Origin of the sequence: Defluviitoga tunisiensis (genome assembly GCF_000953715.1) — a bacterium.
Classification (GTDB): Bacteria; Thermotogota; Thermotogae; order Petrotogales; family Petrotogaceae; genus Defluviitoga; species Defluviitoga tunisiensis.
Genome location: NZ_LN824141.1, coordinates 1586413 through 1599562, shown reverse-complemented (window position 1 = coordinate 1599562; position 13150 = coordinate 1586413). Strand labels below are relative to the sequence as shown.

11 protein-coding genes are annotated in these 13150 nt (G+C 31.0%); 10 read left to right on the top strand and 1 reads right to left on the bottom strand.

Annotation, left to right across the window (positions count from 1 at the left end; translation table 11 throughout):
- Positions 1-4 precede the first annotated feature (4 nt).
- On the bottom strand, positions 5-892 hold the full coding sequence (gene pheA / locus DTL3_RS07280) for a prephenate dehydratase (protein WP_052670430.1): 888 nt from the start codon (positions 890-892) through the stop codon (positions 5-7).
- Between the two features lie 605 nt (positions 893-1497).
- Between pheA and argJ the strand changes: the two genes are divergently transcribed.
- The 10 genes from argJ (at position 1498) to DTL3_RS07230 (ending at position 13136) form a co-directional block, all read left to right on the top strand.
- Positions 1498-2721 carry a bifunctional glutamate N-acetyltransferase/amino-acid acetyltransferase ArgJ gene (gene argJ, locus DTL3_RS07275; RefSeq protein WP_045088144.1) on the top strand — a complete coding sequence of 408 codons (1224 nt, stop codon included), beginning with the start codon at positions 1498-1500 and terminating at the stop codon, positions 2719-2721.
- Positions 2718-3614 (top strand): acetylglutamate kinase, encoded by an 897-nt coding sequence (gene argB, locus DTL3_RS07270; protein WP_045088143.1) that lies wholly within the window; start codon positions 2718-2720, stop codon positions 3612-3614. The genes argJ and argB overlap by 4 nt, the downstream gene beginning before the upstream one ends.
- Entirely contained in the window at positions 3601-4785 is a 1185-nt protein-coding gene (locus DTL3_RS07265) for an acetylornithine transaminase (protein ID WP_045088142.1), read from the top strand. Before argB ends, DTL3_RS07265 begins: the two co-directional genes overlap by 14 nt.
- Positions 4786-5090: 305 nt before the next feature.
- Positions 5091-6344, top strand: coding sequence for an argininosuccinate synthase (locus DTL3_RS07260; RefSeq protein WP_045088690.1), 1254 nt, complete (start codon positions 5091-5093; stop codon positions 6342-6344).
- A 321-nt stretch (positions 6345-6665) separates the two neighbouring features.
- Positions 6666-7988 carry an argininosuccinate lyase gene (gene argH / locus DTL3_RS07255; RefSeq protein ID WP_045088141.1) on the top strand — a complete coding sequence of 441 codons (1323 nt, stop codon included), beginning with the start codon at positions 6666-6668 and terminating at the stop codon, positions 7986-7988.
- On the top strand, positions 7985-9028 hold the full coding sequence (gene argC, locus DTL3_RS07250) for an N-acetyl-gamma-glutamyl-phosphate reductase (protein ID WP_045088140.1): 1044 nt from the start codon (positions 7985-7987) through the stop codon (positions 9026-9028). Before argH ends, argC begins: the two co-directional genes overlap by 4 nt.
- Positions 9029-9137: 109 nt before the next feature.
- Positions 9138-10307, top strand: coding sequence for a homocitrate synthase (nifV, locus tag DTL3_RS07245; RefSeq protein WP_231854000.1), 1170 nt, complete (start codon positions 9138-9140; stop codon positions 10305-10307).
- Entirely contained in the window at positions 10294-11553 is a 1260-nt protein-coding gene (locus DTL3_RS07240) for a 3-isopropylmalate dehydratase large subunit (RefSeq protein ID WP_045088139.1), read from the top strand. Before nifV ends, DTL3_RS07240 begins: the two co-directional genes overlap by 14 nt.
- A gap of 39 nt (positions 11554-11592) precedes the next feature.
- Positions 11593-12102 (top strand): 3-isopropylmalate dehydratase small subunit, encoded by a 510-nt coding sequence (locus tag DTL3_RS07235; RefSeq protein ID WP_045088138.1) that lies wholly within the window; start codon positions 11593-11595, stop codon positions 12100-12102.
- A gap of 32 nt (positions 12103-12134) precedes the next feature.
- Entirely contained in the window at positions 12135-13136 is a 1002-nt protein-coding gene (locus DTL3_RS07230) for an isocitrate/isopropylmalate dehydrogenase family protein (protein WP_045088137.1), read from the top strand.
- Positions 13137-13150: the final 14 nt, after the last annotated feature.

The window sequence follows — 13150 nt, the reverse complement described above, 5'->3', positions numbered from 1 at the left end:
AATGTTATTCAATCCATTTTTTATAACTTCCCAATATTTTAAAAAAAGAGCTCATTTGTTCTATTTTTATTAATGCTCTTTTAACTTTATTATCTGCAATAGACCCCTCAAAATCTATGTAAAAAGAGTATTCTCCCAGTTGTTTTTTTGTTGGTCGAGATTCTATTCTAGTTAAATTAATATTTTTTCTTGTAAAGTTTTTTAATATAGAATATAAAACGCCTGCTTTATTAAATTTAGGACAACAAATTATAGATGTTTTGTAGGACTCAAAACTATAGTAATCATCAAAATTATATATATTATTATTATTATTATTATTATTATTATTATTTATCTTAGAGATTATGAAGAATCTGGTAGCGTTAACTAAAGAATCTTGAATATCTTTTGCTATTGTATATAAGTTATAAATTTGAATTACATTCTCAGAGGCAATGGCAGCGCTGTTTGGAATACTTTTGATTATATGGCATGCATTAGATGTACTTGCAGTAAATATTATTTCAGGATCTTTTAAATAACTTCTAATAAATTTACTACATTGACCTATAGCTTGTTGATGCGAGCATAATGTTCGTATTTTATCCAATTCGATTTTTTCATAAGATAAAAGAAAATGGCGTATAGGAATAACACATTCCCCTACAACTCGTATATTTGGTATTTCGAAAAGAAGATCCATAGTCATATTTACTGATCCTTCAATAGAATTTTCAATGGGGACTACTCCATAATCGGCTTCGGCAGTTGTAACACTATCAAATACATCGGCAATGGTATTTTTTGCTATAAATACGTTATTCTCTCCAAAAAACTTTTTTGCAGCTATTTCACTGTATGTGCCTGCAGGACCTAAATATGAGCACTTAATAGAATTATTTTTACTCACAATTTCTCATATCCCCTTTTTTGTGATTATTTTTTGTGATTATACTATAATTAATTATCATATTCAAAGTATATTATATATTTTATTTATTTTACAAAAATAATTATTAGGATAGATTTGATAAAATTAATTAAAATTAATTTAATTTTTCATTTGACAAATATTTTTTTATTTGATATAATAAATTCAATTTTACAACAAAGGAGTTTTTCCTTTACATGAACGAAATTTTTATTAATTTATTAAAGGTCTTTTTATGCAAAAATATTTTTTTCCAATTAACTAATTTAAATAATAATAGGAGGCGCCAAGACAGCCGGTGGATTGTAAGCACCGGAGCTTGGTGCTTACTCACTAATTAAAAGGACAATTCCTTTTAGTAATCCATGCGGCTGCATCTTTATAGATGTGGCCGTTTTTTTATTTGTATAGAACTTTGTTTTCTCTTATCCTTCTGTACAAAACATTCAATTGTTTAAAGGGAAAGTATTTTTAGTTGAGGCTGGTGTTTTATAAGCATTTTTTAAAGATTAAAACCATTATCTAAGTAATAAAGTTATAGATGATATTAAAGATTAATCAAAAAAAGGGAGGCATTTACGAATATGGAAAAAACTAAAGTTATTGATGATTCTGTTTCTTTACCTTTAGGATTTAAAATCCACGGAATTCATTGTGGCGTAAAGAAAGCAAAAAAAGATTTGGGATTAATTTATTCTGAATCTAAAGCAAATGCTGCTGCAGTTTTCACTACAAATAAAGTTAAAGCCGCACCTGTTCTTTTGAGTATGAATAATATTATAAACAATGAAGCTCAAGCAGTAATCGTAAATAGTGGAAACGCTAATGCATGTACGGGTGAGGAAGGATATATGCATGCAGTGAAAATAGTGGAAAAGGTTGCATCATTATTAAATATTGATTTTAATAATGTGTTAATTTGTTCAACAGGTGTAATAGGAGTTCCTTTGCCATTAGAAAAAATCTTACATGGAATTGAAGAAATTTACCAAAATCTAAATAATAGTTCTGATATATTTGATTTTGCGAATTCAATAATGACTACCGATACTTTTCCTAAAATATATTCAAAAAAAATACAGATTGGTGAATCAATAATAACTTTGATGGGTGTTGCAAAAGGTTCAGGAATGATACATCCCAATATGGCTACAATGCTTTCATTTATACTAACTGATGCAAATATTTCAAAATCAGCTTTATGTACTTCTTTGAAAGAATCTGTTAGTAAAACTTATAATATGATTTCGGTAGATAGAGATACAAGCACCAACGATACTGCAATAATTTTAGCAAATGGCGAAGCAAAGAATGAAGAAATACTCACAGACACTGCAACATTTGATATTTTTCAAAGTGCTGTAGATGAGGTAAATAGAAATTTAGCAAAAATGATAGCAATGGATGGCGAAGGAGCAACTAAATTCTTAGAGGTTCAAGTAATAAATGCCATATCTCAAAAAAGTGCTAATTTAATTGCTAGATCAATTACTAGTTCAAATTTAGTGAAAACAGCGATATTTGGTCAAGATGCTAATTGGGGAAGAATTATGGCAGCAGCAGGTTATTCTGGTGCAGAATTTGATCAAAGCAAAGTTGATATATGGTTTAAAAGTTTAAAAGGGGAGGTGCAAGTTTGTAAAAACGGAAGCTATATTTTCTTTAACGAAGAAAAAGCAAAGGATATATTAAGTTGTAAGGATATTACAATAATTTTGGATTTGAATGAGGGAAAAAGTAATGCAGTTGCTTGGGGATGCGATTTAACCTATGATTATGTCAAGATTAATGGAGGATATAGAACATGAATTTTGGACGTATGTATAATGATGAAATTGAAAAAGCAAATGTTTTAGTTGAAGCCTTACCATATATTAAACATTTTTCTGGAAAAATAGTTGTCATTAAGTATGGAGGTAAGGCTATGGAGAATGAACAAATTAAAACCTTAATAATGCAAGATATAGTATTAATGAAATATGTTGGTTTACATCCTGTTGTTGTTCATGGTGGGGGGCCAGAAATTAATAAAATGTTGAAAAGGGTAAATATCGAATCAAATTTTGTTAATGGATTAAGGGTAACTGATAGAGAAACAATGGAAATTGTAGAAATGGTCTTAGTAGGAAAAATAAATAAAGAAATAACTTCTTTGATAAATAAACATGGAGGAAATGCTGTTGGGTTAAGTGGTAAAGATGCAAACTTATTAATCGCTGAGAAAGATATATCGAATGGAGATATTGGCTATGTGGGGGAAATTATTGACATTAACAAAGATTTTCTTATGATGATTTTAGAAAATGGATACATTCCAGTAATTGCTCCATGTGCCATTGGAAGGGATGGAAACACCTATAATGTAAACGCTGATACGGCAGCTGGCAAGATTGCATCTATATTGAAAGCAGAAAAGTTTGTTTTATTAACAGATGTTTCAGGTGTTTTAAAAGATAGAAATGATGAGAGAAGTATTATTTCAAAAATTAACTATCAAGAATCAAAAGAACTTTTAAATTCACATTTTATTACCGAGGGGATGATACCCAAATTGAAATGTTGTGTCAAGGCTATTGAAGAAGGGGTAGAAAGTGCCCACATAATTGATGGAAGGATACCCCATTCATTAATTTTGGAGATATTTACCAAAGAAGGTATTGGGACAATGATTGTAAAGGAGAATAGTTATGAAGAAAATTAATGAGAGTAGTAAATATCTGATGAATACTTATTCAAGAAATCCTATTGAATTAGTAAAAGGCGAGGGAATTAAAGTATTTGATAATGAAGGAAAAGAATATCTTGATTTTGTTGCAGGTATTGCAGTAAATTGCTTAGGTCATGCTCATCCAAAAATCGTTTCAACAATTGTTAGTCAAGCAAATAAATTAATGCACTGTTCTAATCTATATTGGAATGAAAATCAAATTGATTTAGCAAATATCTTGTGTGAAAAATCATTTGGAGATTGTGTGTTTTTTTGTAATAGTGGTGCTGAAGCAAATGAAGGAGCATTGAAATTATCTAGAAAGTATAGTTATCTTAAATATGGAGAAAAAAGGAATGAAGTTATTGCTGCGCACAATTCATTTCATGGTAGAACATATGGAGCGCTTACTGCAACAGGTCAGGAAAAATATCAAAAATATTTTAAACCTTTAGTTGGAGGATTTAAGTATGTTAATTATAACGATATTGATGATTTAAAAAATGCAATCAACGATTCTACTTGTGCAATAATTTTAGAGGTAATTCAGGGGGAAGGTGGAATCAATGAAGCAGACCAAACATATTTAACAGAAGTGAGAAAGTTGTGTGATGAGTACGATATCCTTTTGATTTTTGATGAAGTTCAGACTGGTATAGCAAGAACTGGAAAACTTTTTGCATACGAACATTATGGTGTTGAGCCTGACATTATGACGTTAGCTAAAGGGTTAGGAGGAGGGTTTCCGATTGGAGCAGTAGTGGCCAATAAAAAGGCTAATGTCTTTTCTCCTGGGGATCATGCATCAACTTTTGGAGGTAATCCGTTAGCTTGTGCAGTGGGGAAAACAGTAATGAACATAGTTTCAGAAGATTCGTTTTTAGAAAACGTACAAATACAGGGAAATTATTTTAAATCCGAACTTTTGAGACTAAAAGAAAAGTACCATTGTATTGAAAAAATTAAAGGTAAAGGTTTAATGATAGGTTGTGAATTGAATGTGGATAAAGCATATAACGTTGTTCAAGTTGCGCTAGAAAAGGGACTTCTTATAAATGCCGTTAGCAACAATATATTAAGGTTTGTTCCTCCTCTCATTGTAACAAAAAAAGATATCTCAGTGGCAGTTGATATTTTAGATGAGACTTTTCAAGAAGTCTATTGAAAAAAATAAAATGTAATTTTATGTGTTTAAGATGCATGTTATTAAAGAAAGTTTTAATAATTTATTATGATTTTAGAAATGTAGATTTTCTAAAAATTGGATTTTAAAATTTTAATGGGTTTAGTGAGGAGTCCTTTCTGCATTGCTAGCTATAAGTAGCGAAAAATTTAAAGAAATTAAGAGTTAGTGAGGATTAAAAGTAGGAAAGTATTTTGTAAAAAAATCAAAAACGAAATTTATATAAAGTACAAGTTTTGGAATTTCTAAAGTGGTATTAATAATTTAATAAAGGAGGAATATAAATGATATTAGAAGGAGAAAAGGTAATTTTAGCTTATTCGGGAGGATTAGATACTTCAATTATTGTACCTTGGCTAAAGGAGAATTATAAATGTGAAGTTATTGCAGCATGCATAGATGTTGGGCAGGGTTCAGAAACACAAATGATAAAAGAGAAAGCTATAAAAAGTGGAGCAAGCAAGGTATATTTGGAAGATGTGAAAGAAGAGTTTGTTGTTAATTATATATATCCTACATTAAAATCAGGAGCAATTTATGAGGGTAAATATTTATTAGGAACATCTTTTGCAAGACCTTTGATAGCAAAGAAGTTAGTTGAAATTGCTCATAAGGAGAATGCGAAATATATAGCGCATGGTTGTACAGGAAAAGGAAATGATCAAGTAAGATTTGAAGTATCTATAAAAGCTTTGGATCCAACAATTAAAATTATTGCTCCATGGAGAGTTTGGAATATTAAGTCAAGGGAAGAAGAAATTGAATATGCAATAAAAAAAGGGATACCTATAAGTGTTTCTAAAGAAAAAATTTACAGTGTTGATAAAAATTTGTGGCATATCAGTCATGAAGGAGGAGATCTAGAAGATCCAAAAAATGAACCAAAAGATACTCTTTTTGAAATGGTTGTTCCTCCAGAAAAAGCCCCTGATTGTCCTGAATATATTACAATTGAATTCAAGAAGGGAATTCCGGTAAAAGTGAATGATAAGGAATTTGATCCAGTAGAACTTATAGAAGAAATTAATACGATTGGAGCCAGAAACGGTATAGGAATTGCAGATATAGTAGAAAATAGACTAGTAGGAATGAAATCACGTGGTGTCTACGAAACTCCAGGAGGAACAATTTTATATTATGCTCATAAAGAGCTTGAATCGTTGGTTATTGATAAAGAAACAGCTAGATTTAAAGATATTGTTGCACAAAAATATGCCGATTTAGTTTATAATGGATTGTGGTTTTCACAATTAAGAGAAGCTTTAGATGCTTTTGTTGAAGAAACTCAAAGTGTAGTAACTGGAAAAGTAAAATTAAAATTGTACAAAGGTAATATCATTACTTCTGGAATTGAATCTCCTTATTCATTGTATAATGAAGAATTAGCTACTTTTGGAAAAGATTCAGTGTACGATCAGAAAGATGCAGAAGGATTTATCAATTTGTTTGGTCTCCCATTAAAAATGAGAGCCTATCAATTACTTAAAATAAATAAAGATAAAATAATTAACAAAAAAGAAGAGAAAGAATCTATTACTTAAGTGTCTAATTAATTAATAAAAAATTAATTATAGAATATGTGAAGGTAAATTATCGTATTTTTCAATTCGTTCATACACACTAAAATTAGCGACTTTAGAAAAGATTATTTTTTAAGAATGATGTTTTGAATATAAAATTGGGTCAGGGCAAAGCTTTTTCCCTTGCTTGGGTACAAGTAACAAAAAATCAAAGAAATTACGAGTTAGCGAGGATTAGAAGTAGGGAGGTATTTTGCAAAAATAACCAAATCAAAAACTTATATATAGTACAGATTTTAGAATTTCTGAATGAAATAAACTAAAATGTTTAGGAGGAGTAAGATGAAGCTTTGGGGAGGTAGGTTTGATAAAGGAACAAATCCGGAAATGGAGATTTTTAATTCTTCTATATCAGTCGATATAAGGCTTTTACCTTATGAAGTAGATGTTTCAATAGCTCATGCGGCTGGTTTAAACAAAGCAGGCGTATTAAACGATCAAGAATTCAATATTATAAAAACAGGATTGGAAGAAATTAAGAAAATTAAATTTGAAAATATTCCAGATATAGAAGATGTTCATACTCTAATTGAAGAACTTTTATTTGAAAAGATAGGAAGTACAGCGAAAAAATTGCATACAGGAAGAAGTAGAAATGATCTCATAGCTACTGATGAAAGGTTATATTTAAAAAAAGAAGTTAAAGAAATAATCGGCCTTTTAGAAGAAGTCAACGATGTTTTAAATGATTTATCTGAGAAATATAGAAATACACTATTTCCAGGTTATACGCATTTGCAAAGAGCGCAACCCATTACCTTTTCTCATCATTTATTAGCTTATGTAGAAATGTTTGATAGAGATATATCTAGACTGAATGATTTATATAAGAGAATAGACGTTATGCCTTTGGGATCTGGTGCCTTGGCAGGTACATCTTTTGACATAGATCGTACATATGTTGCTTCTTTACTAGGTTTCAAGGAAATTTCTAATAACAGTATTGATGCTGTCAGTGATAGAGACTTTATAATTGAATTTCTCTCATCTTCTTCATTAATAATGATGCATTTAAGTAGATTTTGTGAAGAGATCATACTATGGTCAACACAGGAATTTAACTTCATTGAGCTTGATGAAAATTATTCAACTGGAAGTAGTATTATGCCCCAAAAGAAAAACCCTGATTCCGCAGAGCTGATTAGGGGAAAAACCGGACGAGTATATGGAAACTTAATAACTTTACTTACCGTTATGAAAGGATTACCTCTTGCATACAATAAAGATATGCAAGAAGATAAAGAACCTATGTTTGATACAATCGATACTCTTAAAGGATGTTTGAAAATATTTATTGGTATGATAAAAAGCATGAAGATAAAAAATAAAAATATGGAAAAGGCAACAAAAAGTGGATATATGAATGCTACAGATCTTGCAGATTATCTTGTAAAAAAAGGATTGCCATTTAGAGATGCTCATGAAGTTGTTGGAAAAATTGTTAGGTATGCAATTGAGAAAAATAGTCCTTTAGAAAAATTAAGTTTAGAAGAATTCAAGAAATTCAGCAATTTAATAAACGAGGATGTATACGAAATTTTAGATCTTGAGAATATTTTAAAAAATAGAAAAACTATAGGGTCTGCAAAATGGGAGGAAATATGATGAATGTAGGAATTCTTGGTGCAACTGGATATACAGGTTTAGAACTAATTCGTTTACTATCAAAACATCCATATGTGAATATTGTGTATTTAACTTCCAGGAGTTTTGATGAAAATACAATTTCAGATGTGTACCCCAGTTTAGAAAATTTTTGTAAAATACCTCTTGAAAAATTAAATTTAGAAAAGGCCGTAGGATTATGCGACTTAATATTTAATACTTTGCCTTCTGAGTATGCGTTTAAATTGGCAAAAATGATCACTGGCTCTCAAAAGAAAATAATTGATTTAGGATCGTCTTTTAGGTTTGACGATTATGAAATCTATAAGCAATGGTATTTCCCAAAAGAAGAAGTTACATTATATGAAAAATTCAACAGAATTTATGGATTACCTGAAATATATCGAGATAAGATACAATATGCGCAAATAGTTGGAAATCCGGGATGTTATCCAACAAGTGTTTTATTAGGATTAATGCCGGTAATGAAGAACAAACTTATAAAAGATAATACAATAATTATTGACTCAAAATCTGGTGTCTCTGGTTCAGGACATGAACCAAAATACGGAAACCTATTTTCAGAATGTAATGAGAATTTGAAACCTTATAATGTAGCAAAGCATAGGCACGTTCCAGAAATGGAGCAGGAATTATCAAAAATGCAAGAAGGTAGTGTCAATATAGTTTTTACGCCTCATCTTGTACCTATGACTAGAGGAATATTAAGTACTATTTATTGTAAATGTGATATAAATATAACAATTGAAGAATTATACATTATATATAAAAATTACTACAAAGAAGAGCAATTTATTAGAATTCTTAAACCTGGATTATATCCTTCAACCAAAGATGTTTACGGTTCGAATTTTTGCGAGATAGGTTTTGAATTTGATAAAAAAACTAATACTTTAATAATAATGTCTGCTATAGATAATTTGGTTAAGGGAGCTAGTGGCCAAGCTGTACAAAATATGAATATTTTATTAGGTATTCCAGAAAATACTGCTTTGGAGATTGTTCCTGTTTATCCTTAATATTACAAAAGTGTTTACCTTCTACTTGATAATTTTAGCGCTTTAATATATAATAGAAAAAATTTTATGTTGTTCATTTTTTACAAAAAGGAGGGTGGGTACACTCTAGATGATTGAAAAAGGTGTACCGTTAATTATGAAAAACGTTTTTATAGTTGATACCACTTTAAGAGATGGAGAACAAACTGCCGGGGTAGTTTTTGCTAATGAAGAGAAAGTTCAGATTGCAAAAATGTTAGCTGAACTAGGCGTTTACCAAATTGAAGCTGGAATACCAACAATGGGTGGAGATGAAAAAGAAGCTATAAAAAAGATATGCAGTCTGGACCTTGGAGTAAGCGTTATGGGATGGAATAGAGCAGTTATAAGTGATATCGATGAATCGCTTGACTGTGGTGTTGATGCGGTTGCTATTTCTATATCTACTTCAGATATTCATATTAAACATAAATTAAAGAAAGATAGAGAATGGGTTTTACAAAGCATGGTTAAGGCAACACAATATGCTAAAAAATCCAAATTGTATGTATCGGTTAATGCAGAAGATGCTTCAAGAAGTGATATGAAATTTCTACTAAAATTTGCTAAAGAAGCAAAGGAAGCAGGTGCAGATAGGTTAAGATATTGTGATACGGTAGGGATGGAAGATCCTTTTTCTATTTATGAACGAATAAAAATAATTATAGAAGAAGTTGGAATAGATGTTGAAACACATACACACGATGATTTTGGTATGGCTACAGCAAATACATTAGCGGGTATTAAAGCTGGTGCAAAATATGCAGGAGTGACGGTTAATGGTTTAGGTGAAAGGGCAGGTAATGCGGCATTAGAAGAAGTTATTATGGCATTAAAGTATATATATAAATTAGATTTGGGCATAAAAACAGAGATGCTAAGAGAAATTTGTGAGTATGTTTCTTCTGCTTCTGGAAGGCCGCTTCCGTTATCAAAAGCCATCGTAGGTCACAATGTGTTTACTCATGAATCTGGAATACACACTGATGGAGTCTTAAAAGATTCTAATACATATGAATCTTTTAGTCCTGAAGAAGTTGGCCTACAAAGACAAATTTTAATTGGAAAACATTCCGGAAAACATGCAATCATAGCCAAGTTTAAAGAGTATGGAATTGAGCTAACAGCTGAAGAAAGTGAAAAAATGTTAGAGAAAGTTAGAGCTCTTTCCGTACAATTAAAAAGATCTTTGTTTGATAAAGAACTAATGTATTTATATAAAGAAATGAAGGAGGAAAAAGGGAATAATGCCAAAAGCTAAAACAATTTCTGAGAAAATTTTTAGTGATCACTTGAAAAGAGACGTAGAAGCAGGAGAGTTAGTAATAGTTGACGTTGATTTTATGATGGGACAAGATGGTACTTCCCCATTGGCAATCAAGACTTTTGAGGAAGTAGGAGCTAACTCTGTTTTTGATTCAAAAAGAATTGCAATGGTTATTGATCACAACTCACCTAGTCCTTCAGAAAAAGTATCCGCATTGCATAAGTTAATGAGAAACTTTAGAAATCAAAATAACATATTTTTTTATGATATAGGAGACGGTATTTGTCATCAACTTGTGCCAGAACAAGGTCATGCTCTTCCAGGTCAAATTGTAATTGGTGCAGATTCACATACTTGTACATATGGGGCAATTAACTGTTTTTCTACTGGTGTAGGTTCAACTGATTTGGCGATAGCTATGGCAAGTGGTAAACTATGGTTTAAAGTCCCAGAGACTATCAAAATATTTATAAATGGTGATTTACCTTTTGGTGTTTACTCAAAAGATATTATTTTGTATATTATTAAGGAATTGACTGCTAATGGTGCAACATATAAAGCAATTGAGTTTGAAGGAAATGTCATAGATGAGTTGTCAGTTGACGCAAGATTTACTCTATCTAATATGGCTGTAGAAATGGGAGCAAAAGTTGGATTAATGAAAGCTGACGATAAAGTTTTAGAATGGCTAAAAAACCGTACATATAAGGAGTTTAAAACATACCAATCAGATGATGGAGCCAAATATGAAAAAATTTATAATTTTGATGTTAGTTATTTGGAGCCTCAAGTCGCTAAACCACATACTGTTGACAATGTAAGTTCTATTAGCGAGGTAGAAGGTATTCCAATTCAGCAAGGCTTACTAGGAACTTGTACAAACGGTAGACTTGAAGACTTGAGAATAGCTGCGAAAATACTAAAAGGTAAGAAGATTGGTTCGCAAGTTCGACTAATAGTAGCTCCGGCATCTAGAAAAATACTTCTTGAAGCAATAGACGAAGGTGTCATTCAAACTTTGATCAAAGCAGGTGCGACTATTGTTGCTCCAGGATGTGGACCTTGTGTTGGAACACATAATGGTGTCCCGTCAGATGGAGAAAATGTTATTTCAACAGCTAATAGAAATTTTAAAGGACGAATGGGGAATAATAAAGCTTTCATTTACCTTGCTTCACCCGCAACAGTTGCGGCATCTTGTATTGAGGGAAAAATTACAGATCCTAGAAAATACTTATGACTAAAATAACTAAATAGATTCAAAGGAGGTTTAGCTGTTATGCAGTTGACAGGGCATGCACATAAGTTTGGAGACAATGTAAATACTGATTATATAATATCTGGAAAATATAAATTTGCCACAATAGATATGAATGAATTGGCAGTTCATTTAATGGAGGATTTAAGGCCTAATTTTTATTATGAAATTAAAAAAGGAGATTTTATTGTAGCAGGAGAAAACTTTGGATGTGGTTCCTCTAGAGAACAAGCTCCTCTAGTGATAAAGCAAGCAGGAATTGGTGCGGTTTTAGCTAAATCATTTGCTCGTATTTTTTTTAGAAATGCTATAAATATAGGTTTACCTGTTATAGAAGTTTCAACCGATAATATCGAAGAAGGTGATTACATAAAAGTGGATTTACAAAAAGGAATTGTAGAAAACATTACAAAAAATAAGATTTTAGAGATACACCCTCTTTCTAATGAGATGTTAGAAATTTTAAATTCAGGTGGACTTGTGAACTTCTATAAAAAATATGGTTCTTTAGAATTCAGAAAGATTGATTAAAAAATTTTTAATTAAAATAAGTAGGTGATTTAATGCATAAGGTAACGTTGATACCTGGTGATGGAATTGGTCCAGAAATAACGCAAGTTGTTATAGAAGTTTTTGATAAACTAAAAGCACCAATATCTTGGGAAATGGTTGACGCAGGTGCTAAAGCTATAAAGAAATATGGGACACCTTTGCCAGAGGTTGTTTTAGAATCTATAAAGAGAAACAAAGTTGCTTTAAAAGGTCCTATTACAACACCGGTAGGAGAAGGATTTCGAAGTGTAAACGTTACTCTAAGAGAAAAATTAAATTTGTACGCCAACCTTAGACCAGTTAAAAGTTTACCTGGAATCAATAATAAATTTGAAAAAATTGATTTAGTGATAATTAGAGAAAATACAGAATGTCTTTATAAAGGAATTGAATATTCAATTGATGAGTCTACTTCTTGCGCTGTAAGAGTTATTACTAGGGCTGCGAGCGAAAAAATAGCAAAATATGCTTTTGATTATGCTCGGAGGCACGATAGAAAAAAAGTAACAGCTGTCCATAAAGCAAACATTCAAAAATTAACTGACGGATTATTTTTACAATCTATCCGAAATATTTCGAATAACTACCCAGAAGTAGAATATGAAGAAAAAATAGTTGATAATATGAGTATGCAACTTGTTTTAAATCCAGAAAAGTATGATGTGATAGTTTGTCCAAATTTATATGGAGACATTTTATCTGATCTTGCCGCTGGACTTATAGGAGGCTTGGGATTAGCCCCTGGGGCAAATATTGGGGATGAGATAGCAGTATTCGAAGCAGTTCATGGTTCAGCTCCAGATATTGCGGGTAAAGGAATTGCTAATCCTATTGCCTTATTACGTTCATCCGTTATGCTTTTGGAATATTTGGAAGAGTATCAACTTGCAAAAAAGTTGGAATTTGCAATTGAAAAAGCTGTAGAAGATAAAAATATTCTCACACCAGATCTAAAAGGAAAAGGTACTACTGAGTCATTAAAAAATAAAATTATCAGTATGTTAGATCTATGAAAAATGGTTGGTGA

Coding starts and splice junctions, on each gene's coding strand:
- argJ (WP_045088144.1), top strand. CDS start 1,498: ATGGAAAAAACTAAAGTTATTGATGATTCTGTTTCTTTACCTTTAGGA.
- argB (WP_045088143.1), top strand. CDS start 2,718: ATGAATTTTGGACGTATGTATAATGATGAAATTGAAAAAGCAAATGTT.
- DTL3_RS07265 (WP_045088142.1), top strand. CDS start 3,601: ATGAAGAAAATTAATGAGAGTAGTAAATATCTGATGAATACTTATTCA.
- argH (WP_045088141.1), top strand. CDS start 6,666: ATGAAGCTTTGGGGAGGTAGGTTTGATAAAGGAACAAATCCGGAAATG.
- argC (WP_045088140.1), top strand. CDS start 7,985: ATGATGAATGTAGGAATTCTTGGTGCAACTGGATATACAGGTTTAGAA.
- nifV (WP_231854000.1), top strand. CDS start 9,138: ATGATTGAAAAAGGTGTACCGTTAATTATGAAAAACGTTTTTATAGTT.
- DTL3_RS07240 (WP_045088139.1), top strand. CDS start 10,294: ATGCCAAAAGCTAAAACAATTTCTGAGAAAATTTTTAGTGATCACTTG.
- DTL3_RS07235 (WP_045088138.1), top strand. CDS start 11,593: ATGCAGTTGACAGGGCATGCACATAAGTTTGGAGACAATGTAAATACT.
- DTL3_RS07230 (WP_045088137.1), top strand. CDS start 12,135: ATGCATAAGGTAACGTTGATACCTGGTGATGGAATTGGTCCAGAAATA.